The following is a 21,638-nucleotide window of genomic DNA, read 5'->3' as shown; positions in this document are numbered from 1 at the left end:
CCGATGACGACTCCGTGGCGGCGCGTGCCGGCCGATCTGGCCGCCGCCATGCGCCCCCGGCTGCCGGACACCGTCCCGGTCATCGCCGCCGCGGTCGCCGGGATCAACCCGGCCACCGGCGCGAAGTTCGAGCGCGACGTCACCACCGCCGTCCAGGTCGCCCTGGACCGCTTCCTCGACCTGGCCGGCACCGACGAACCGGCCCTGCCACCCCGGATCCGCGAGGTGTTCGTCGCGCTCGGCGCGGCCGAGGCCCGCGAGAACCACGGCCCGGAGGTGCTGCTCGCCGCCCTCCGGATGGCCGCCCGCCTGCTGCTGCGCACCGCGTCGCAGGCGCTCACCGAAACCCGTCCGGTCACCGTGGAGGAGATCATCGATCTCTCCGACGCCACCAGCGCCTTCGTCGACGAGCTTGCCGCGGCCTGCACCGAGGGCCTGGCCCGCCAGCTGCGCGAACAGGCCGGCGAGGGCGACCGGCGCCGCCGCCGGGCCGCCGACCTGCTGCTGAACGGCGGCGCCCCGGCCGAGACCGCCCGCGAGGCGGTGGCCGCGATCGGCTGGCCCGGCCTCGACCGGGTGGTCCCGGTCCTGCTCCCGCCCGACCAGGCCCGCGACGCCCGGTTCCGCTTCGCCGCCGACGGCGTGGTGGCCGAGCGGGCCCACGACGCGGTGCTGCTGCTGTGCGCCGGCCCGCGCACCGAGCGGGCCGACCTGGCCGAATCGCTGGCCGGCCGGGCCGCGGTGATCGGCCCGGCGGTCTCGTGGACCGAGGTTCCCGGCGCGGTCCGGCTGGCCGAACGCGCCGCCGAGCTGATCGGCCCCGGCGTCTTCGTGGAGGACCACTTCGCCGCGCTCGCGCTGCGGGGCGAACCGGGCGCACTGGCCGCACTGGCCGCCCGCCGCCTCGGCCCGCTGGCCGCCCTGCGCCCCGGCCAGCGCGAACAACTCCTGGTCACGCTGGAGTCCTGGTTGCGCCACTGGGGTTCTCGGGCGGCGGTGGCCGCGGAGCTCTACGTTCACCCCCAGACGGTCAGCTACCGCCTCAACCGCCTGCGCGACCTGCTGGGCCCCGCCCTCGACGACCCGACCGCCCGCTTCGAACTCCAGCTCGCCCTCACCCACCCGCCGTCTCAGATTGCGGGAAGATAGCGACCTCGGTAGACATCAGGTCCGCTATGGACGTGCTTCGGGCAAGAAGCTGACGCCGGAGGCCTCATGTCTGGAGCTTGGTGGACGGTGCTGTCCGTCATTGCCGCAGGGAGTGTCCGAATCATGTGTGACCTGATCGCCCTGGCGCGAGAACGCTCGCGCCGAGCCGACATCGCCGCACTGCTGGATCGCGCCGGAGACGACGTGCGCATCATCGAGGAGGGAGCCGGCGGAACCATAACCGTCGAAAGCAGCAGCCGCCGGAGACCGGACAGGACCGGTACGTGATCGGCCTGGCGGACGAGCCGTACCGCGCCGCGGATTTCGAGTCGTTCTACCGCCAGACCGTCGACAAGGTCTTCAGCCGGGCGCTGAGCACGGCGCGCGGTCAGCGGCACGTGGCGAGTGACGCCGTGCAGGAGGCGTACGTCGAGCCGCTCAGCTCGGCCGAGACCGAGGGCATGCTGGCGGCGATCCAGCGCCGGGTGCCGGTCCGGCCGGGTCTCAGCCGCGAGCGTGCGGGCAGGGCACCGAGCGAGATCACCGCCGCGAAGATCGTCATTGCCGGCGGCTTCGGCGTCGGCAAGACGACGCTCGTCGGTGCGGTCTCCGAGATCGAGCCGTTGACCACCGAGGCGCTGATGACCTCGGCCGGGCAGGGTGTCGACGACGCGTCCAAGGTGCCCGGCACGAGGCAATGGCGATCCGGGCGGACGTGCCACTGGTCGCGTGCGACGCCCGGCATCGCGATTCGGTCAAGACCGTGCTGATCGCGGCGGTCGAGCACGCGATGAGCCTGATGGTGGAGACGGAGCGGAAGGGGATGTTCGCCGAGGGGTGACGACCGCGGTGGGCGGGAGCACAGTTCCCGCCCGCCGGTCGTATATATCAATTGTTATCTATCAATATGGGGCGGCGGATGTCTACATTACGTTCCTCCTCAATCCCCCCTTTGGAGGAACGATGCGGGTTCGCAAGTTCGCCCTCGCTGGTGCGGCTGCCGCGCTGACCGCCGCGCTCGCGGTCACCGGCGCGACGTACGCCGGCGCGGCCACGGTCGCCCCGGCCGCCGCCCCGGCGGCGGTTGCTGCTCCGCCGGTGATCGACGCCGCGGTGCCGATGGCGCACCTGACGCAGCTGATGAGCTTCGCCACGGCCAGCAGCAACACCCGGGTCATCGGCAGCGCCGGGTTCACCTCCACGGTGAACTACATCAAGGCGCAGCTCGACGCGCTCGGCTGGACGACCACCGTGCAGAGCTTCACCACCGGCGGCAAGAAGGCGTCCAACGTCATCGCGGAGTGGCCGTACGGCGATGCCAATCACGTGATCATGGCGGGTGCGCACTCCGACTCGGTGAAGGCCGGGCCGGGCATCAACGACAACGGCTCCGGGGTCGCTGCCCTGCTGGCCGACGCCGCCGCGATCACGCAGTCCAACCTGCAGCCGGCCAAGCGCATACGCTTCGGCTTCTGGGGCGCCGAGGAGCAGGGTGACGTCGGCTCCGCCTACTACGTGTCGCACCTGGCCGGCGGCGGGGCCGCGAAGATCGACGCCTACCTCAACTTCGACATGGTTGGCAACAAGGTGGAGAACGGCAAGGCGGTCGGCTGGAGCCTGTACGCCGAGGGCCAGTCGAACGGGCTGAACGCGCCGTTCCAGTCGTACTTCACCTCGAAGGGCATCACGGTCAACCCGTCGCTGGACACCGACGACCGGTCGGACCACGCCGCGTTCAAGAACGCCGGGGTCGACGTCACCGGGGTCAGCTCGGTGCGCAGCCTCAACGAGCTGGGCGCCTGTTACCACAAGGCGTGCGACAACCTGACCGACGTCGACAGCGGCAGCGTGGCCCTGGCCACGAACGCGATCGCCAGCGTCGTCTGGACGCTGGCGGGCTGACGGGGGGCGTGGCCGTCACCGTGGTGCCGGCCACGCACCTGCCCGCGGGCGTCGGGCGGGGGAGTCGAACCGCAGCTCGCCGGCCAGCACCGCGTCGACGACGTCGGTCAGCTCCTGGCCCTGGCCGGAGGCGTGCCGGCGCAACCGGCGCGCGGCGGCCGCGGCGTTCGTGCCGATCTGTCCCATGACGATGCCGGTGGCCCGGTGCAGGCGGACGTCGTCGAGCGGGACGGCCGGCTCGGGCGCCTCGTCGCTCAGCAGGCTGGCGGTCGCCGCGGCGTGCAGGATCATCAGTCGTTGGTGGTCCAGCGAGAGCGGGCCCGGCCAGCCGCGGCAGAGATCGAGAACGGCGACCGGAAGGTCGCCGACGAGCACCGGGAACGAGAAGAGCGCGGCGGCGCCGTGGCGCCGGGCCGGCACGGTCAGGGCCGCCCATCGCAGGGTCGCGCTGGTCGCGGCCAGATCATCGACGAGCACCGGCCGGCCGGTGCGCACCGCGTCGAAGCAGGGCCCCTGGCCGAGGTCGATCTGAAGGTCCTCGACCGGCTCGATGAACGGCCCGTCGACGTTGACCACCCGCTGGCGGCCCGGCCAGGCGAACATCATCAGCCCGACTCCGGAGGCGGGGCCGATCGCCAACCTCAGATGGCGGCAGACCGCGGACTTGCCGCCGGCGGCGCGGAGCGTTGCGGCCAGTTGTGCCACGTCCGCCTTGGGCGGGGGCGGGCCGGTGTCGGGAGTGGAAGAGATCACGGGGACTCTCCGATCGTGCGTCAAGCACGGCGGCCCGTTCCGGGATCGAAGGCGAATCCACGGAGTTACCCGAGCCAAGTCACCCAAACGAATCGAATACCCGAACGCTACACCAAACCGGCTTCGTCAGATCTCATCCTGACGGCGTATATGGTGCACCAGAGCGGCCCGATAGTTCTCGGCGAACAGGGCCAGTTCGCTCACCTGCTTCTGCAGGGCGATGTGCCGCGTCTCCAGCTCGACCAGCGCGTCGCTGTCCCGCCGCTGCGAGTCCTCGCCCAGGTCGAAGGCCATCTTCCGGGCGTCCTCGGTGATCCGCTCGGACTCCGCGTTCGCGTCCTGGAGCAGCTCCCGGGCGTGCTGGTGAGCGCTGTTCATGTGCTGGTCGGCGGTGCGCTGGGCGACCGCGAGAACCCGATCGTTGGCGGGGGCCGGGGTGGGCGCCGGCGCGGGGGTGGCCGCGGCCCGGCGGGCGTCGGTGAGCCGGCCGTGCAGGGACTGGGCGTTCTGCTCGGCCCGGTCGCAGGCCTGGCGAGCCCGGTTGAGCTCGTCGCTCACCGCGGAGAGCTCGGCCTCGGCGGCGCCGTCCAGGTTTTCCCGCGGGGGAGCGGCCGCGTCGGCGAGGCGGGCGCGCTCGCGCAGCATGTCGTTCTCCTCGAGCAGCTTGATCATCTCGTGCGAGACCGCGTCCAGCAGCGAGTCGACCTCCTCCTCGTCGTAGCCCCGGCGGCCGATCGAAGACTTCCGGAACTCCATGTTGTGGATGTCGGCCGGCGTCAGCGGCATGTGGCTCCTCGAGAGGCAATCGAATCTGTTTCGCAGTGAGGGTTATTCAGGACGGTTGTGAGCCACGTCGCTGACCGGCGGCAATCTGCAGCTCCAGGTAGGTCCTGAATAACCCTCAGTCTACGCCCGGCAGGGGCCGGATCAGGCGTCCAGGAATTTGAGGACGGCCAGGACCCGGCGGTTGTCGTCGTCCGACGGTGGCATGCCGAGCTTGGTGAAGATGTTGTTGATGTACTTGCTCACGACCTTCTCGGTGATGAACAGCCGCGCCGCGATGGCCGCGTTGGAGCGGCCCTCGGCGATGTGCCGGAGCACATCGGTTTCCCGAGGCGAGAGGCCGGCGAGCGGTTCCCGGCGGGCCAGCAGCCGGGTGACGACCTCGGGGTCGAAAGCGGTCCCGCCCGCCGCCACCTGCTGCACTGCTTGAACGAACTGCTCCACGTCCGAGATGCGGTCCTTCAACAGGTAACCGACCGCGCCGCGGCTGTCGGTGAGCAGTTCCCGGGCGTAGAGCGGCTCGACGTGCTGGGACAACACCAGCACCGGGAGGCCGGGAATCACCGCCCGGGCGGCGATGGCCGCTTTCAAACCCTCGTCGGTGTACGTCGGTGGCAGCCGCACGTCGACGATCGCCACGTCCGGCCGATGATCGAGCAGCGCCGGCAGCAGCGCCGGACCGTTGTCGACCGCCTCGACCACGTCGAAGTCGAACGCCTTCAGCAGCCGGGTGAGCCCGTCGCGCAGCAGCGTCAGGTCCTCGGCGATGACAACCCGCACGGCACCTCCATGGTAAGAACGGTCGGGCCGCCCGGCGGGGAGGATATCGCCACCGTGCCGTCGAAGGCGCCGAGCCGGCGTTCGATGCCGTGCAGTCCGGTGCCACGGGTCGCGTCGGCGCCGCCCACCCCGTCGTCGCCGACCTGCGCGACCAGGGTGCCGTCCGCGTATTCGATGGTCACCCAGGCCGAACCGGCCCGGCTGTGCCGGCTCATGTTGGCCAGCGCCTCGGCGATCGCGAAATAGACGGCCGACTCGACCGGGGTGTCCAACCGGCTGGGCAGCTGCGAGGTGACGTCGGTGCGCACCGGCAGGCTCACCGCCAGGGCGCGGACCGCACCCTCCAGCCCGCGTTCGGCCAGGGCCGGCGGGTGGATGCCGCGGACCAGGTCGCGCAGCTCGGCGAGGGCGGTGGTGCTCGACGCCCGCGCCTCGGCGAGCAGCTTGAGCGCCGCCGCCGGATCACGGCGGACGAGCCGCTCGGCCAGCCCGATCGTCATGCCGACCGAGACCATCCGGGCCTGGGCGCCGTCGTGCAGGTCGCGCTCGATGCGGCGCAGCTCGGCGGCCTGGGCATCGTTGGCATCGGCCCTGGTCAGGGTCAGGTGAGCGACGCGCAGCCGCAACTCGGCGGCGGCCGTCGGCGCCAGGAACAGCCGGGTGAACTTGAACGCTGTCCGGCGCAGCAGCGGCGCCACGACCAGGGCGATCGCGAGGAGGAGGAGCCCCTGGGGGAGCGCCAGCCACGCTTCTTCGTGGTTCCCGGTCGGCCAGTACAGGCCGTACCCGAACCAGAGATTGCTGATGTAGAGCCAGAGGGGCAGCAGCGTCACGCCGGCTATGCCGTAACCGGTCAGGGCCAGGACGACCAGCCCGAGCGCGGTCGTGATCAGCGCCCCCGGCAGCAGCCACGCCATGTCCCGCCAGGTCGCCGGGTCGGTGATGATCCAGCGCAGCCAGCGGCGGGTGCCGAGCTCGCGGCGGTCCGGCGGCGGGTGATAGGGACGGCGGATCGGCACGCCGGCCCGGGTGGCCAGCCGGCGCTCGAGATTGGCACGCCACCGCACGACACTGGTGGCCACGTTGAGCAGATCGGTCCCGAGCACCGGAACCGGACAGAGCACCAGCCCGGTCAGCCAGACCGCGAGAACCGGCACGTTGAGGCCGGCCAGGCCGGTCACCAGGAAGCTGTCCGCGATGGCGCTCAGGCCGGTGCGTATCCGATTCCCGAGCGTCATGCCGTCCATCATCCCGCGCCGGGCAAGGGTGCTGGCACCCCAACCCGACGGGGGCTCTCCACTCCTGTTCGCGCGGCCGTTCTCCCGAAGACTGTGCGGATGACGGCAACCTCAACGGGATCGCGAGCTTCCACCGGCAGCGACTTCGCGGAACTGAACCGCCGGGTCAACGCGCAAGGCCTGCTGCGAAGGCAGCCGGCCTATTACGCCGTACGGCTGAGCCTGGTGTCTTTGATGGTGGTGGCCGGCTGGACTGCCTTCTTCCTGGTCGGGTCCTCGTGGTGGACGCTGCTGGTGGCCGCCTTCCTCTCGGTGGCGTTCGCGCAGCTGGCGCTGGTCGCCCACGACCTCGCCCACCGGCAGGTGTTCCGCACCAAGCGCCCCAGCGAGATCGCCGGGCGGCTGGCCGGCAACATCGGCGTCGGGATGAGTTACGGCTGGTGGATGGACAAGCACACCCGCCACCACAACAACCCGAACCACGACGACCTCGACCCGGACGTGGCGCCCGAGGTGCTGATCTGGGCGACGAAGTCAGCGCTCGGCCGGCGCGGCCTGGCCGCCTTCATCACCCGCCACCAGGCCGGCTTGTTCTTCCCGCTGCTGACCCTGCTCGGCATCGACCTCAAGGTCTCCAGCGTCAAGGCGATCCGGGCCCGCACCGTCAAGCGGCCGGGCCTGGAAGCCGCACTGCTGATCATCCACGCGGTGGCCTACCTGAGCGCGCTGTTCATCGTGCTCTCGCCGCTGCAGGCAGTCGCCTTCATCGTGGTGCACCAGGCGCTCTTCGGCGTCTACCTGGGCATGACGTTCGCCCCGAACCACAAGGGCATGCCGCACCCGGACGGCACCGAGGACTACCTCCGCAAGCAGGTGCTGACCTCCCGGAACGTACGCGGTGGCTGGTTTGTCGATGTTGCTCTGGGTGGTCTGAACTACCAGATCGAGCACCACTTGTTCCCGGGCATGCCGACCCCGAACCTGCGCAAGGTCCAGCCGATCGTGCGCGAGTACTGCGCCGAGGTCGGCGTCGCCTACGAGGAAACCACCCTGATCGAGTCCTACCGCCAGGCGCTGCGGCACCTGCACGAGGTCGGCGCGCCGCTGCGCGCCTGACCCGCTACGGCTTCATCTCGTACGCGCCGACCAGCGCGACCACCTGACGCCACACCTCCGCCGTCCGCGTCTCGTCCGAGACCGGGCGGCGGACGTGCGCGAGGGCCCAGGCGGCCTGCGACTCGGTGGTGGCAGTTTTGCCGTGCAGCTCGGTGGCGTACGCCGAGAAGTCGCGGATCAGAACCGCGAAGATCTCGTCGATCAGGACCGGGTCGCCGGCTTTCTCGAGGATCAGCTGGCCGTAGACGATCAGCGCGAACAGGTGGCCGACCGACAGCAGGAAATCGAGGTCTTTCTGCTGCTCGGCGGTCGGGGCGTGGTCCTGGAGCAGATCGCAGAAGCCGTCGGCCTGCTCGCGGAAGCGGGCCACGTTCGGCAGCTCGGCATGCGCGTCGAAGGCGATCCGCCAGTCGTGGAAGCGGATGGCGCCGAGCCCGCGCGCCGGGCCCTGCCGGAACAGGAACTCGTCGTCGGCGGCGTCCGGCCGGGCCGGGACCTCGGGCAGCTCGAGCGGGTTGAACAGGTAGTTCGGCATGAACTTCAGGATCAGCGCCAGGTTGACGTGCACGGTGCCCTCGAGCTTCGGCAGCCCGCGGATGTCCATCGCGGCCTTGTCGAAGTAGGTGTCCTTCTCGAAGCCCTTGGCCGCGATCACGTCCCACATCAGGTCGATGACCTTCTCACCCTCGGTGGTGACCTTCATCTTGGTCATCGGGTTGAACAGCAGATAACGGCGGTCGTCGGGACCGGCCGAGCGGAAATAGTCGACGGCGCGGTCACTGAAGAGCTTCATGGCAACCAGCCGGATGTACGCGTCGGAAAGCTCCCGCCGTACATGCGCGAAGTCGGTGACCGGCTTGCCGTACAGCATCCGGCGGTGCGCGTGGGTGACCGCCTCGTACATGGCGTGCTCGCAGATGCCGATCGCCGCCGTACACAAATTGAATTTTCCGATGTTGACCGTGTTGAGCGCGGCATCGAACGCGGCCGGCCCGCTGTGCAGGATGTCTTCTTCACGGACGGGATAGTCGCGCAGCTCGAACGTGCTCACGTACATCTGCTTGTTCACGACGTTGTCGATCAGGTGATAAGCGGGATGGCGGCTGTCGGCCTTGAAGAAGACGTAGCCGTCGGGGGTCTTCCCGAACACCGACACGAGCCCGGCGACATTGCCGTTGCCGATGTAGTACTTGGTGCCGTTCGCGACGAATCCGCCGTCGCCGGCCGGCGTGAGCACCATGTCGGTGGCGTAGATGTCGGCGCCGTGGCCGCGCTCGGACAGCGCGAATGCCATCACGTGACCGTCAGCGAGCAGTTGAGCGGCGTGCGCGCGGGCCTTTTCGTTCGCGCTTTGCCACACCGGCCCGAGGCCCAGCACCGTGACCTGCCACGTGTACCAGAAGTCAAGCCCGTAGAAGCCGAGGATCTCGCTGAGCTCGGCGTTGCGCGCGGTGTCCCAGCGCGTGTCCCCGCCGCCGTCGGCCGCCGGCGTCAGAAACGTCGCAAACAGCCCCTCCTTCGCCGCGAAGTCGAGAAAGTCGGAATACCAGGCGCGGTCGATATAGCCGGCCATGAGCGCCTTCTTGCCGCGCTCCTCGAAGAAGTCCACGGTCGCGCGCAGCAGCCGCCGCGATTCGGCGTCGAGATGCGCAGGGTCATAGGTGCGCGGATTGAGGATCACGGCAAACCTTTCAAGAGCGTTTCGAGTACGTCGTCGAGCCAGTCGAGCAGCATCCGCTCATAAGCGATCCCGCCGCGCAGCACGACGTATTGCAGGTCCTGCCCGTTACTTGACGGCGCGGGAAAGTCACGTTGCTCGCTGACCAAATAGCGGGCGAGGGTCTCCTCGTGGGTGGCGCGATAACGGCGTACCTCATCAATGAGCCGGACCCGCCCCGCCGCGTCGTCGAACGCGGCGCCTCTGATCTTGACGGCCAGATCGTGCCGGACCGCCTCGGGCTGCACGGGCGCCCGCAGCCACTCGGTGAGCGCCTCGCGCCCGGCGTCGGAGGCCTGGTAGGACCGCTTGTCAGGCCGGCCGTCCTGGCCGATGTCGAGCCCGGTGACCCAACCGTCGGCCTCCATCCGCTTCAGCACGCGGTAGATCTGCTGGTGGGTGGCCGTCCAGAACCGGCCGATCGACCGCTCGAACCGGCGGGCCAGCTCATAACCCGACCCGGGCTGCTCCAGCAGCGAGACCAGGATCGCGTGCTCCAGCGCCATGACGCCATCTTGCTATGCAACTCGTTGCATAGCAAGCGTTCATCGATGGGCGGCGACCGGTTCCGCGGCGAGGGCGGGAAGGCTGCGGACCTGCAGGCGCCAGGACACCCAGCCGGCGATCATCGCGCCCACGATCGGGGCAAGCAGATAGACCGCGAGCAGGTGAAACTGCCCGGCGAACAGGGCCGGCCCGAGCTGCCGCATCGGATTGGCGGAGCCACCGGTGAACGTGCCGAGCACCGCCCCCTGCACGCCGAACAGCCCCCCGACGATCCACGGCCCCGGCCACCGCCAGGCGGGACGGTTCGCCGTCAGCCAGCACATAGTCGCCACGATCACGGCAAGGGTCGCGGCCTCGGCGACGAACACGGCCGCCCCGCCCCAGCCGGCAGCCGGCTGCACCACCGAGGTGGTGGCGGCCCTGCCCCAGGCCAGCCAGGTGATCCCGGCCGCGGCGACCGAGCCGGCCGACTGGGCGACGAGATAGGGCACGACCCGGCGCCCGGGAAAGCTCCCGAACGCGTACAGCCCGAGCGTGATCGCCGGATTCATGTGCGCACCGGAGAACCGCCCCGCCCGCGACGTCGCAAACCCCACGATGACCAGCCCAACCACCATCGAGACGACAACGACGCGAACCCGAAGCTCAGCAGCAGAGCCCCCGGCCGCCATCGCGCCGATCCCCCACCGCACGAGCCCGAAGACGGCCGCAAAGAACAGCGTGGTCAGAACGAACTCGACCAGCGCGGCCCGCATGTCGCCGCGAGTGGGCCGCCAGTCGATCTTCACAACTCGAGAATGGCCGAGAGGCTCACCGCTTGAGCAGGGCCGATGGTCCCGTCGAGCCCCGCGTCCCCGACCTCGGTGTGCGGCAGCCCGCATGCTGGACTCGATCTTCAAAGGTTGGGCACGCGTCCCGAATGCCGACGGAAAGTCCCGCAGGGTGGATTTGCTGTCCATTTGATGGGCCGGGCCCACTGACAAATGGTGCTTATCGGCCATTTCGACGAACCTTTGTCGACCTTGGACAGTTGGTGCGCGCTGCGAGCACGAAGTCTCCAAGATCGGGCGCGGGGCGCGGGGCGCGGGGCGCGGGGCGCGGGGCGGAGTGCGGGGGGCGCGAGGGCGCGCGGGGTGCGAGGGGCGCGGGGTGCGAGGGGCGCGGGGTGTCCGGGGCGCGGGGTGCGCGGGGCGCGGGGTGCCCGGGGCGCGGGGTGCGCGGGGTGCCCTTGCGGATTGCGCGGTGCGGGGTGCGCGGGGCGCGGGGGGCGCGTGCGGGCGGCGCTGGGGTTGTTTGGGTTAGTGGGACGAATGGGCGATTCGGGTTAGTTGGGGCCACAGCAGGACCAGGAAGACGGCGGAGCCGCCGAAGGCGAACCAGAACGGGGCCGTTACGCCCCACTGCGTGGCCAGGGTGCCGCCGATCACTGAGCCGACTACCAGGCCGCCGAAGACGCCGATCGTGTTTACGCTGCTCACCCGGCCCTGCAGCTCGGTCGGGACGGCTCGCTGGCGGACGGTCACCGAAGTCGTGCCCCAGACGAAGGCGTGTGCGCCGAAGACGAAGAACACCGGCATCGCCACCCACGGGGTCGTGGTCAGGGCGAGCGCCAGGTGGGTCAGGGTCTCGATGATCAGGCCGATGCGCATCACGTTGCCGAGGCTCACCCGGGCGGTGATCCAGCCGTACAGGCCGGTGCCGAGCAGGCCGCCGACCGCCGACACCGTGGTGAGCAGGCCGAACCCGGTCGGGCCCAGGCCGAGGCGGTCGGATGCGTAGATCACCAGGACCGACCAGGCGGCGCCGAAGGTGAAGTTGAAGATCAAAATCGTCAGGACCAGCGTGCGTACGGCGGGATGCCGCGCGGTCCACACGATGCCCTCACGGACTTCTCGCCAAGTGCCGGACGCGGCCGGACGTTCCCGCGCGGCGGCGGGCAGCCGCACCCGGGCGACCAGCAGCACCCCCGCCAGGACCAGGATGCCTTGGGTGAGGAACGGCCACAGGTACCCGGCCGCGAACAGGAACGCCCCGATCGGCGGCCCGGCCAGCTGGTTGAGCGTCAGGAAGCCGAACTGCATGCGCGCGTTGGCCAGCGCCAGATCGTCGCGGTGCACGAGCATCGGCGTGAGGGTCGAGCCGGTGTTGTCGGCATAGACCTCGGCCGTGGCGATCAGGCCTAGCGCGACCAGCGCGAGCGCGGCGGTGAGCCGGTCGGTGGCCAGCAGAACCACCAGCGCGGTGAGCACGACGACCCGGCTGCCGTCGGCGATCATCACGATCCGCCGGCGGTCGTGCCGGTCGGAGAGAACGCCGGCGTGCAGCCCGAACAGCAGCGGTGGCAGCCAGCGCAGCAGCGCCGCCATCGAGATCAGGAACGGGTCGTCGGTGAGCGCCGCGACCAGCAGCGGACCGGCCGCGACCGCGATGCCGTCGCCGAGGTTGGAGACCCACGACGAGGCGAGCAGCCACCGGAACGGGTTGCCGAGGCGAGCGGGCAGGACGCGTTCGGCAACGGTGGTCACCGCGCGACTTTATGCGGGGCACCACCACGCCGCGACGTATTTTCGGCGGCCGATGCCTACTCGTCTTCGCGGTTCGCGTGCAGCTTGTTGATGCCGACGTTGCTGCTGCCGTTGGCCGGGGTGGCCGACGTCGGCGGTTTGTCGGTCTGGAACGTGCCGGTCTCCTTCGAGCCGGTGATGTACGTGTCGCCGTGCGCGCCCGCGTTCTCGACGACTTTGTTCTCGTGTTCCACCGCATCGGGATTGCTCATGACCATGGGTTACCCAGCAAATCAGCCCTGAAGCCAGTGCAGCACCGCCAGCACCCGGCGATTGTCCTGCTCCTGCTGCTCCAGCCCGAGTTTCTTGAAGATGCTGAGGATGTGTTTCTCGACCGTCTTCGGGGCCAGGAACATCGCCTCGGCCACCCCGTTGTTGGAGCGGCCCTCGGCCATGTGCTGAAGCACCTTGCGTTCCTGGCCGGAGAGCAGATCGAGGGGGCGGCGCCGGCTCGGCCGGTCCATCAGGCGCTGCACGATCTCGGGGTCGATCGCGGTCTGGCCGCCGGCGACCCGGCGCAGCGCGTCCTCGAGCACCTCGACCCGGCCGACCCGGTCCTTGACCAGGTATCCGACTCCGGTCGCACCACCTTCGAGCAGCCGGACCGCGTACGCCGTCTCCGCGTACGCCGAAAGCAGCAGGATGCCCACCCGCGGATGCCGCCGGCGGATGCTCTCCGCCGCATGCAGGCCCTCGGCGCCGTGCGCCGAGAGGCGGATATCCATGATCACCACGTCGGGTGGGTCGGCGGCGATGCCGTCGAGGAGCTCGCGCTCGTCGCCGGCCTGGTGGGTGACCTCGATGCCGAGCTCGCGCAGCAGCGCGGCCAGTCCTTCCCGGAACAGGACCGCGTCGTCGGTGAGCGCTACCCGCATGGGATCCGCACCGTGACCGTGGTGCCGTCACCGCCGGTGGCGATCGTCATGTCGCCGCGCAGCGTCTCCACCCGGTCGCGCAGCCCGGCCAGGCCGGAGCCGGTCTCGAAGCTCGCGCCGCCGCGGCCGTCGTCGGCGACCCGGGCGACCACCGTGCCGTCGCGCAGCGTCACCCGCACCGTGGCAGCGGCATCGGCGCCGGCGTGCCGGATGACGTTGGTGAGCGCCTCGCAGATGACGAAGTACAGGGTTTCCTCGATCGGGTCGGGCAGCCGGTCGGCGGTGACGTCGAGGGTGACCGGGATGGTCAGCCGGTCGGCGACGCCCTGCAGCGCCGGCTGCAGACCCATCTCGCCGAGCACCGCCGGATGGATGCCGCGGGCGAGGTTGCGCAGCTCGGCGAGGGCCTCGTCGAGGTCGTTGCCGGCCGTCTCGATCGCGTCGCTCGGGTCGCGGCCGCGTTGCGCCCGGTGCTTGGCCAGGCTGAGGCTGCTCATCACCCGCAGCAGCAACTGCTGGGCGCCGTCGTGCAGGTTGCGCTCGATGCGGCGGCGCTCGGCCAGCCCGGCCTCGGCGATCCGCCGGCGGGACGCCTGCACCTGGGCCAGCTGGGCGGCGAGGTCGTCGCGGAGCAGGCCATTTTCCAGCACCAGACCGCCGGCCACGGCGCCGCTGCGTACCAGGTCGGCGCGGCGGCGCAGGGCCGGGTCGACGAGCAGCAGCGCCACCGAGCGGCCGTTCCCGGCCGGCATCGGCACCCGCCATCGGGCCATCTCACGCTCGGTCAGCGGATAGCCCTCGCAGGTGACGTAGCGCGACGGGCTGGCCTGTACGGCGAGCACCATGGTCGGGTCGCCGAGCACCTCGCGCAGCGCCGACTGCACGTCCTTGAGCGAGGTGCAGTCGGCCAGCCGGACCACCAGGTCGGCCACCCCCGAGCGGGCCAGGCGGCGCTGGGTGAGGCTGATCAGGAAGGCGATCGGGGCGATCAGCGCGGTCAGGGCGGTGATCGTGCGCAGCGCGTCGGTGACCGGCTTGGACAGGTGGAACAGCTGCGCGGCGATGTAGAAGCTGCCGAGGAAGCCGATCGCGATGCCGGCCGCCGAGGCGGGCAGGCTGTCGGCGCGTTCCAGGCCGCGGCTGCGCCGGATCTTCAGCAGCAGCAACACGATCAGTCCGACGGCGAGGACCATGACGCCGACCTTGAAGATGGCGCTGGCGGCGTCGAACAGGCCGCGGTGGGGTGCGATCGTCAGCCACCACGCGTCCGGGTTCCAGCCGGCCCATTCCGGCTCGGAGACCGCCGCGATGAACAGCTTCACGCCGGCGACCCAGATCGCGAAATAGACGAAGTACCACCGTTCGTACCGGCGGCTCAGCACCGGTTCCGGATAGCGCAGCAGCGCCAGGCCGCCGACCGCGAACCACCAGTAGCCGAACAGGAACGAGATCAGCGGGGCCGGGCCGATCTCCCACTCCGGCGGCCACGTCCACCACCAGGACGCCTCGTAACAGATCGCGGCCACGATCATCGCCCAGCCGGTGCGGCTGGTGCTGCGGTCGGAGAGCAGGAAGACGCCGCTGGCCGCGAACGAGGTCACCACGAAGACGTAGATCGTGCCGAGTGCGAATTCGGTCGACCAGGTGGGAATCCACGACAGAACGGCGGTGGCCGCCGCGATCAGGGACACGATGGATATCGCGCGGACCGGCGATGTGCCCTGCACCGGCAGCGCGGAAGCCATGGCAGCCATCGTGTCAGCCACGCCGGTGGCGTGCCAAGGCGACGACTGGGGGTTTTCCCTGCTACTGCTCCACCGGCACCTGCTTCTATCGTTTAACCCCAAACCCATTCACGGTCATTTCGCCGTACGCCGTGGTCCGCCCCCGTGGACCGTGGCGGAGACCGGTTGGGGAGCGAAGGCGGACCGAACCGGTGGCGGCCGGAGCGGTCTCGCGGTCGGCGCGGGAGCGGCAACCTGCGCCGGCCGCCCGCCTTTTCGCAGGTAACGGCGGCCGCCCATAATGTCGCGGTGATCGAGAAAGAACAGCGGGACAGCTCCGAGCGGTTGGTCATGTTCACCGACGCGGTGGCCGCGATCGCCCTGACGCTCCTGATCCTGCCGCTGCTGGAGACCGTCGCCGAGGTGCCGTCGTTCGACGAGCTCATCCACGACCACAAGTCCCAGTTCGGGGCGCTGGTGCTGAGCTTCGCGGTGATCTTCCGATTGTGGTGGAGCCACCATCGGCTCTTCCGCCACATCTCCCGGCTCAGCGGATGGCTGGTGGCGTGGAGCGCGGTCTGGACCTTCGCCATCGTGCTGCTGCCGATCCCGACCGCGGTCATCTCGGCCTTCCACACGTCGGCCGGCACTGTTCTCTTCTACGGCGCCACCCTCGCGCTGTCGACTGCGGCGCTCGCCGGGATCGGCCTGACCGTCTACCGCAATCCGGAGCTGTCCGAGGGGCGGACGCCGCTTCCGCGGGAGAACGTGCTGATCAACGCGAGCTTCTTCGTGACCCAGGTGATCGCCACGATCGTCGGCTGCGTGTTCCCCGACATCAACTTCTACGCCTTCTTCCTGATGTTCCTGACCGGGCCGCTCGAGCGGCTGCTCCTGTCGCGGTGGCACACCCGTTCATCGGCGTGACCGGCGACACGATTTATTTACGAACGGTCGGTCGTTTTGTAGCGTCGGAGGCATGACCGAGGACGGCCGGCTGATCCGTGGCGAGCGCACCCGCACCGCCGTGCTCGACCGTGCCCTGCCGCTCGCCACCACCGCCGGGCTCGACGGGCTATCCCTCGGGCAGCTCGCCGAGACGCTCGGCATCAGCAAGTCCGGGCTCTTCGCGCACTGGCGGTCCAAGGAAGCGCTGCAGCTGGCGGTCATCGACCACGCCCGGCAGCAGTGGACCGACGAGGTCATCCGGCCGGCCATGGCGGCACCCCGCGGGGCGCGGCGACTGTGGACCGTGCACGACCAGCGTCTCGCTTTCTACGAGTCGCAACTGCTGCCCGGTGGCTGCTTCTTCGCCAACGCCCACTTCGAGTACAACGCGCGACCCGGCGTGATCCGCGACCGGCTGGCCGCCGAGCTCGCCGACTGGATGGCGTTTCTGACCGGGTTGACCACCGACGCGATCACGACCGGCGAGCTGCGGCCGCAGACCGATGCGGCCGGCTTGGCGTACGAGATCGAGTCTCTCGGGGTGTGCGCCGTCATGCAGGCGCCCGTCTTCGGGCCCGACACGTTCCGGCATGCCCGGCATGCCCTGCGCGAGCGCCTGTCGGCGCTCGCCACCGACCCGACGATTCTGGGGGACCTTCCATGACTGCCGCCGCTGTTGAGTACGGCCACACCACCCGGGTGCCGGTTCACTTCGATGACCTGGACGCCCTGGGTGTGCTGCACAACGCGCGGTACGCCGTGCTGGTCGAACGGGCGATGACCAACTGGTGGGCCGAGCGGGGGGTCTCGTTCGCCGGCGGCCGGCCGACCACGGCGGACGCCTTCAACGTCGTCCGGGAGTACGCCATCACCTTCCACGTGCCGGTCCGCGGCACCGGCGAGATCGCGGTGCACTTCTGGCTCGACAAGCTGGGCAGCTCGAGCGCCGCCTACGGCTTCCGGTTCACCTCGCTCGACGGCGCGACCGTGCACGCCGAGGGGCGGCGGGTCAACGTGCGCCTCGATCCGGCCACCATGCGTCCCGCGCCGTGGACCGACGAGGGCCGCGCGCTGGCCACGACACTCCTGCGCGACTGAACCGAATCCGGGCGTCGCGGGCCTGGCCCGCTACGCCCGGAACGATTCGGCTGCTCAGATGACCGGGGGCGTGGCCTCGGTCTCGGTGCCGGTGGTCGCCGGCGTCTCGGTGGCGACCGGCTCCGGCGTGACCTCGGTGGGCTCACCCGGAACGCTCGGCGTCTCCGCGACAACCGGCTCGGCCGTGGCCGGGGTTTCGGCGACAGCAGGTGCCGGGGTTTCGGTGACGGCGGGTTCCGGGGTGGCCGGGGTCTCCGCGACCGCGGGCGCCGGGTTTTCGGTGGCGACGGGCTCGGCCGGTGCCGGAGTTTCAGTGGCGACCGGCTCGGGCGTGGCCGGGGTTTCCGTGATGGCAGGCGCCGGAGTTTCGGTGACAGCGGGTGCCGGGTTTTCGGTAACGGCAGGTGCCGGGTTTTCGGTGACAGCGGGCGCTGGGGTTTCCGCGCCGCCGGGCGCCGGAGTTGCCGCGCCCGGCGTTTCGGTCGGGGCCGGCTCCGGTGTGGCGGGGCCGTTCGGGGCTTCGGTAGCGGCCGGCGCCGGGGTCTCGGTGGTGGTGGGCGTGGGCAGCGGGACGGGATTGCCAGGCAGCCCGGGGCCGGGCTGGCCGGGCGGAACACCCGGACCGGCCTGATCAGGGCCGGGAGGCACGCCGGGGCCGGGCTGGCCGGGAGCGGGGTGCGGCAGGTCCATGGATGGCTTGAGGGCGTGTTCGACCACGCGGAGCAGCCAGTCGTCGTCGCCGAACGCGATCACCAGCAGGTGGCCCGAGTTGAGCGGCATCCCCGCGCCCGGAGCGGGCGGCCAGTGGTCCCACACCGCGACCGGTGACGACGCCGGCGAGTCCGGCGGCGGGGCCGCCATGGCCGGACCGGCCGCCATCGTCATCCCGGCGAGCAGCCCGAGACCGCCGACGAACAGATTCCGCGTTGCCTTCTTCATTTCCCTGCCTTTTCTCTCGATGGGCATCACGCGGACCAGCACAGCATGCGATTTCAGATCATTTCCCCAGGTCCGCGGAATTGCGGCGGGTGGGACGAATGGAGTCGTCCGAGGAACGATTGACGTGCGACAAGTAACCGGAAATGGAAATACGCCGAGATGCCTTCATCGGCATTCCGGTAATAATTACCCGCGGCGAAACGGCAGCGGCGCGCGCCTCGTCCGGGGCCACGAATCCCCGCCGTGGCGGCGGCTAAACCGCTAGACCTGCGCCGGTTCCCGGTAACGCTCGATCGTGCCCTTGCCGGCGGCCTTGGCGGCGTACATCGCAATGTCGGCCTGCCGCAGCAGCTCGCCCAGATTGCCGGCCTCGGTGGTGATGCCGATGCTGCCGCCCACCGCGGCGAGTTGCCCGCGCAGTCGCATCGTCACGGCCGTCCCAACGACCGGGACCCGCCCGGGTTGACCTTGCCCGGCTTTCCGCACCCGGGTTGCCACCCGGAGCGACTCAGCGCGGACCCGGCTCCAGGAAGCGGGTGAGCGCGGCGATGCGGTCGTCGCGCGCGGTCAGCACCAGCAGCCCGGCCGGGGCGTCGTCGAGGAAGCAGGCGAACGCGGGCTGCCGGTTGGCGCCGGCGGGTTCCAGGCGCAGGGTGTAGCGCCAGGTCGGGCTGGCCGCCAGGAAACCGGCGATCGCCTCGGGGCCGTGATACTCGTGCGGCGCGGGCGGCATGGCGAGCCAGGCGTCGTCGGTCAGCAGGGCCAGGAGCGCGGGCATGTCCCGTACCGAAAAAGCATGCGCAAAGCGGTCGACCAGGTCTTGGTCCGCGGGTGTCGCCGCCGGCCCGTCGTCGCCGGCGGCGGTCCGGGCCCGTTGCAGCAGGCCCTTCGCCGCGGTGGCGGTTACCCCGAGCAGATCGGCCGTCTCCTCGGTGGGGTAGCCGAGCACATCGCGCAGGATCAGCGTGGCTGCCTGGCGCGGTGGCATCCGTTGCAGGGCCGCGATGAAGGCGAGCGACACCGCCTCGCGCATCTCGTAGCGGGCATCCGGCCCGGGCGCGTCGTCCGGGACGCCGTCGAGCAGCGCGTCCGGGTACGGCTGCAGCCAGGTCACCTCGCCCAGGCGGGTCGGCGCGGGCGGCTCGAACGGCGGCACCGGCGCGGGCACCCGGCGGGACGCGCCGCGGCGGACGTTCAGGCAGCGGGTGGTCGCGATCCGGTAGAGCCAGGTGCGCAGCGACGATCGGCCCTCGAAGCCGTCCATCCCGCGCCACGCGGCCAGCAACGTCTCCTGCAGGGCGTCCTCGGCGTCGGTCAGCGAGCCCAGCATCCGGTAGCAGTGCAGCAGCAACTCGCGCCGGTGCGGCTCGACGACGGCCGCGAACGCGTGATCGTCCACCGGCCGATCCTGGCATGCCGTTCCGTTTCCGCCCGCGGTGGTGTCTCTACCGGTATGACACCTCTGGACACCGCACTCGCCTACCACCGCGCCTGGACCGGCAAGGACCTGGACGCCGCGATGGCCTACCTCGCCGGCGACATCGTCTGCGACGCGCCGGCCGGCCGGATCGAGGGCGCCGCCGCCTACCGGGCGTTCCTCGAACCGTTCGCCATGTCGCTCACCGGCACCGAGATGATCGCCGCGTTCGGCGACACCGAGCGGGCGATGCTCATGTACGACACCGCGTCCGCTCTGGTGGCGAGCGCGCCGGGCGCCGAGTGCGTCACGGTGGCCGGTGGCCTGATCACCCACAGCCGGTTCCTGTTCGATCGGCTGCCGTTCCACCTGGCGCGGGCGGCCCGGTAAGGGCAGAGTTGGTGATCAACCGCTTCCGACGCGAGAGGGCTCCGCCGATGCCGCGTGCCAAGCTGTTCGACCGTCTGGTCACCCGCGTGTTGAAACTGCCCGGCGAGGCCGGCGGATACGACGTCGAGCGGGAGCTGCGCATCCCGACGAGCGACGGCCTCACCCTCGCGGCGCACCACTACGCGCCCGAGGGTGAGCCGGCCGGCACGCTGCTGGTCCGCGGCCCCTACGGCTTGGGCGCGCCGTTCGACATGCTCTACGCCCGGCCGTACGCGGCCCGCGGCTACCACGTGCTCTTCGTGGCGTCGCGCGGCACCGCGGCCTCGGACGGCGATTTCGACCCGATGCGCACCGAGCTGGCCGACGGGCGGGACGTGGTCGCCTGGCTGGTGGCCCAGCCCTGGTTCACCGGCACGTTCGCCACCGTCGGGCCGTCGTACCTCGGCTTCACCCAGTGGGCGCTGCTCGTCGACCCGCCGCCGGAGATGGCCGCCGCGGTCATCACGGTCGGGCCGCACGACTTCGCGTGGCACTCGTGGGGCCACGGCGCGATGAACCTCGACCTGGTCGGGTGGAGCGACATGATGAACCGGCAGCCGCGCACCGACGAGCAGCCGGGCCTGCTGTGGGGCCAGTTGCGCGAGGCGGTCGCGATGCCGGCGCGCACCCGGGCGCTGCGGCCGGTCTTCACCGATCTGCCGCTCGCCGACGCGGGGGAGCGGCACTACGCGGGCGGGGCACGCTGGTTCCGTGACCGGGTCACCCGGCCGGACATCGACAACGACCCCTACTGGGCGCCGATGCGGTTCGGGGCGGCGCTGGAGAAGGCGGAGATCCCGATTCTGCTGCACTCCGGCTGGCAGGACCTGTTCCTTGAGCAGACCTACGCGCAGTATCAGCGGCTGCGGTCGCTGGGCCGCGACGTGGCGCTGACCATCGGGCCGTGGACGCACAAGGGGGTGATCCGAGACGGGGCGCCGATGCTGATCCCCGAGACGCTCGACTGGCTCGGTGCGAAGCTCGGCGGGCGGCCGCTGGCTCGGCCTACCCCCGTACACCTGCGGGTGACCGGCACCGGCGACTGGCGTGACCTGGACGAATGGCCGCCACCCAGCACCTCGCTGACGCTCTTTCCGCGCCCCGGCGCGGCTCTGGCGACGGAACCGGGTGCGGAGTCCGAGGCCGGCTTCACCTTCGACCCGGCCAACCCGACGCCCGCGTTCGGCGGACCGCTGCTGGACGGCGGCGGTTACGTCGACGACTCCCGGCTTGCCACCCGTCCCGACGTGCTCGCCTTCACCGGCGAGCCGCTCCCGGCGGCGCTGGAGGTGCACGGCGTGCCGGTCGTCGAGCTCGCGCACCGCAGCGACAACCCGCACGCCGACCTGTTCGTGCGGGTCAGCGAGGTGGACCCGGCCGGGCGGTCCCGCAACGTCACCGAGGGCTACCTCGGCCTCGACCCGAAACGGGACCACTCACAGCCGGTTCGGATCTCGCTGATGCCGGTCGCGCACCGCTTCGCGGCCGGCGCCCGCATCCGCCTGCTCGTCGCCGGCGGTTGCTACCCACAGTTCACCCGCAACCTGGGCACCGACGAGAACCCGGGCACCGGCACCACGCTGGTCCCGGCCCGGCACCGCCTCACCCTCGGCCCGTCCCGGCTGGAGCTGCCGGTCGTTCGCTGACGCCCCGCGCAGAACGGCGGCCACCGCGGTCCGTCCGGCCCGACCGTCAGCGA

23 protein-coding genes and 1 pseudogene are annotated in these 21,638 nt (G+C 70.8%); 10 read left to right on the top strand and 14 right to left on the bottom strand.

Translation table 11 applies throughout. The features are described from left to right. The first annotated feature begins 3 nt into the window (after positions 1 to 3). The 4 genes and pseudogenes from AB0E90_RS28680 to AB0E90_RS28665 all read left to right on the top strand — a co-directional run bounded on the left by AB0E90_RS28680 (position 4) and on the right by AB0E90_RS28665 (position 3,051). Positions 4 to 1,149 carry a helix-turn-helix domain-containing protein gene (locus tag AB0E90_RS28680; protein ID WP_360412282.1) on the top strand — a complete coding sequence of 382 codons (1,146 nt, stop codon included), beginning with the start codon at positions 4 to 6 and terminating at the stop codon, positions 1,147 to 1,149. A gap of 123 nt (positions 1,150 to 1,272) precedes the next feature. Then, positions 1,273 to 1,437, top strand: coding sequence for a hypothetical protein (locus AB0E90_RS28675; RefSeq protein ID WP_360412279.1), 165 nt, complete (start codon positions 1,273 to 1,275; stop codon positions 1,435 to 1,437). A gap of 173 nt (positions 1,438 to 1,610) precedes the next feature. Next, positions 1,611 to 1,990 (top strand): annotated as a pseudogene (locus AB0E90_RS28670) (hypothetical protein). Positions 1,991 to 2,112: 122 nt separating this feature from the next. Then, positions 2,113 to 3,051, top strand: a complete 939-nt coding sequence (locus AB0E90_RS28665; protein ID WP_360412276.1) for a M20/M25/M40 family metallo-hydrolase — start codon at positions 2,113 to 2,115, stop codon at positions 3,049 to 3,051. Between the two features lie 15 nt (positions 3,052 to 3,066). Here AB0E90_RS28665 and AB0E90_RS28660 read toward each other — a convergent pair whose 3' ends face one another. The 4 genes from AB0E90_RS28660 to AB0E90_RS28645 form a co-directional block, all read right to left on the bottom strand. Beyond that, complete coding sequence (locus AB0E90_RS28660; protein ID WP_360412273.1) at positions 3,067 to 3,804, bottom strand: GAF domain-containing protein; 738 nt, start codon at positions 3,802 to 3,804, stop codon at positions 3,067 to 3,069. A gap of 126 nt (positions 3,805 to 3,930) precedes the next feature. Next, entirely contained in the window at positions 3,931 to 4,590 is a 660-nt protein-coding gene (locus AB0E90_RS28655) for a DivIVA domain-containing protein (RefSeq protein WP_360412270.1), read from the bottom strand. 141 nt (positions 4,591 to 4,731) lie between these two features. Next, positions 4,732 to 5,367: a response regulator transcription factor gene (locus AB0E90_RS28650; RefSeq protein WP_360412267.1), complete on the bottom strand. Its 636-nt coding sequence runs from the start codon at positions 5,365 to 5,367 to the stop codon at positions 4,732 to 4,734. Further along, positions 5,340 to 6,605, bottom strand: coding sequence for a sensor domain-containing protein (locus tag AB0E90_RS28645; protein ID WP_360412264.1), 1,266 nt, complete (start codon positions 6,603 to 6,605; stop codon positions 5,340 to 5,342). The genes AB0E90_RS28650 and AB0E90_RS28645 overlap by 28 nt, the downstream gene beginning before the upstream one ends. Positions 6,606 to 6,704: 99 nt before the next feature. On the opposite strand from AB0E90_RS28645, the gene AB0E90_RS28640 reads away from it, so the two are divergent. Continuing rightward, positions 6,705 to 7,721 carry an acyl-CoA desaturase gene (locus AB0E90_RS28640; RefSeq protein WP_360412261.1) on the top strand — a complete coding sequence of 339 codons (1,017 nt, stop codon included), beginning with the start codon at positions 6,705 to 6,707 and terminating at the stop codon, positions 7,719 to 7,721. A gap of 4 nt (positions 7,722 to 7,725) precedes the next feature. Here the strand turns inward: AB0E90_RS28640 and AB0E90_RS28635 are convergent, their stop codons facing one another. The 7 genes from AB0E90_RS28635 to AB0E90_RS28605 form a co-directional block, all read right to left on the bottom strand. Beyond that, entirely contained in the window at positions 7,726 to 9,402 is a 1,677-nt protein-coding gene (locus AB0E90_RS28635; protein WP_360412258.1) for an acyl-CoA dehydrogenase family protein, read from the bottom strand. Further along, positions 9,399 to 9,944 carry a PadR family transcriptional regulator gene (locus tag AB0E90_RS28630; protein WP_360412255.1) on the bottom strand — a complete coding sequence of 182 codons (546 nt, stop codon included), beginning with the start codon at positions 9,942 to 9,944 and terminating at the stop codon, positions 9,399 to 9,401. The genes AB0E90_RS28635 and AB0E90_RS28630 overlap by 4 nt, the downstream gene beginning before the upstream one ends. Positions 9,945 to 9,983: 39 nt before the next feature. Beyond that, positions 9,984 to 10,733, bottom strand: a complete 750-nt coding sequence (locus AB0E90_RS28625) for an aquaporin (protein WP_360412252.1) — start codon at positions 10,731 to 10,733, stop codon at positions 9,984 to 9,986. A 510-nt stretch (positions 10,734 to 11,243) separates the two neighbouring features. Next, positions 11,244 to 12,470, bottom strand: a complete 1,227-nt coding sequence (locus AB0E90_RS28620; RefSeq protein ID WP_360412249.1) for an MFS transporter — start codon at positions 12,468 to 12,470, stop codon at positions 11,244 to 11,246. A 56-nt stretch (positions 12,471 to 12,526) separates the two neighbouring features. After that, the gene (locus tag AB0E90_RS28615) at positions 12,527 to 12,721 is read right to left on the bottom strand and encodes a hypothetical protein (protein WP_360412246.1); all 195 of its coding nucleotides are present in this window, start codon (positions 12,719 to 12,721) and stop codon (positions 12,527 to 12,529) included. Positions 12,722 to 12,742: 21 nt separating this feature from the next. Further along, positions 12,743 to 13,384 (bottom strand): response regulator transcription factor, encoded by a 642-nt coding sequence (locus tag AB0E90_RS28610; protein WP_360412243.1) that lies wholly within the window; start codon positions 13,382 to 13,384, stop codon positions 12,743 to 12,745. Further along, positions 13,375 to 15,129, bottom strand: a complete 1,755-nt coding sequence (locus tag AB0E90_RS28605; RefSeq protein ID WP_360412240.1) for an ATP-binding protein — start codon at positions 15,127 to 15,129, stop codon at positions 13,375 to 13,377. The genes AB0E90_RS28610 and AB0E90_RS28605 overlap by 10 nt, the downstream gene beginning before the upstream one ends. A gap of 288 nt (positions 15,130 to 15,417) precedes the next feature. Between AB0E90_RS28605 and AB0E90_RS28600 the strand changes: the two genes are divergently transcribed. From AB0E90_RS28600 to AB0E90_RS28590, 3 genes are read left to right on the top strand one after another with little or no spacing between them, the layout of a single operon-like run. Then, the gene (locus tag AB0E90_RS28600) at positions 15,418 to 16,035 is read left to right on the top strand and encodes a TMEM175 family protein (RefSeq protein ID WP_360412237.1); all 618 of its coding nucleotides are present in this window, start codon (positions 15,418 to 15,420) and stop codon (positions 16,033 to 16,035) included. Positions 16,036 to 16,087: 52 nt separating this feature from the next. Further along, complete coding sequence (locus AB0E90_RS28595) at positions 16,088 to 16,720, top strand: TetR/AcrR family transcriptional regulator (RefSeq protein WP_360412235.1); 633 nt, start codon at positions 16,088 to 16,090, stop codon at positions 16,718 to 16,720. Beyond that, positions 16,717 to 17,154 (top strand): thioesterase family protein, encoded by a 438-nt coding sequence (locus AB0E90_RS28590; protein ID WP_360412232.1) that lies wholly within the window; start codon positions 16,717 to 16,719, stop codon positions 17,152 to 17,154. Before AB0E90_RS28595 ends, AB0E90_RS28590 begins: the two co-directional genes overlap by 4 nt. A 54-nt stretch (positions 17,155 to 17,208) precedes the next feature. Here AB0E90_RS28590 and AB0E90_RS28585 read toward each other — a convergent pair whose 3' ends face one another. The 3 genes from AB0E90_RS28585 to AB0E90_RS28575 all read right to left on the bottom strand — a co-directional run bounded on the left by AB0E90_RS28585 (position 17,209) and on the right by AB0E90_RS28575 (position 19,492). After that, positions 17,209 to 18,093 carry a hypothetical protein gene (locus tag AB0E90_RS28585; RefSeq protein WP_360412229.1) on the bottom strand — a complete coding sequence of 295 codons (885 nt, stop codon included), beginning with the start codon at positions 18,091 to 18,093 and terminating at the stop codon, positions 17,209 to 17,211. Positions 18,094 to 18,354: 261 nt separating this feature from the next. Next, the gene (locus tag AB0E90_RS28580; protein ID WP_360412226.1) at positions 18,355 to 18,525 is read right to left on the bottom strand and encodes a hypothetical protein; all 171 of its coding nucleotides are present in this window, start codon (positions 18,523 to 18,525) and stop codon (positions 18,355 to 18,357) included. A gap of 76 nt (positions 18,526 to 18,601) precedes the next feature. Further along, on the bottom strand, positions 18,602 to 19,492 hold the full coding sequence (locus AB0E90_RS28575) for an RNA polymerase subunit sigma-70 (protein ID WP_360412223.1): 891 nt from the start codon (positions 19,490 to 19,492) through the stop codon (positions 18,602 to 18,604). Between the two features lie 54 nt (positions 19,493 to 19,546). Here AB0E90_RS28575 and AB0E90_RS28570 point away from each other — a divergent pair, with 54 nt between their 5' ends. Continuing rightward, the gene (locus AB0E90_RS28570) at positions 19,547 to 19,900 is read left to right on the top strand and encodes a nuclear transport factor 2 family protein (protein ID WP_360412220.1); all 354 of its coding nucleotides are present in this window, start codon (positions 19,547 to 19,549) and stop codon (positions 19,898 to 19,900) included. A gap of 47 nt (positions 19,901 to 19,947) precedes the next feature. Continuing rightward, on the top strand, positions 19,948 to 21,585 hold the full coding sequence (locus AB0E90_RS28565) for a CocE/NonD family hydrolase (protein WP_360412217.1): 1,638 nt from the start codon (positions 19,948 to 19,950) through the stop codon (positions 21,583 to 21,585). Positions 21,586 to 21,638: the final 53 nt, after the last annotated feature.

The organism is Actinoplanes sp. NPDC026619 (assembly GCF_040638295.1).
Classification (GTDB): domain Bacteria; phylum Actinomycetota; class Actinomycetes; order Mycobacteriales; family Micromonosporaceae; genus Actinoplanes.
This window is presented reverse-complemented; position numbering and strand designations above follow the sequence as displayed.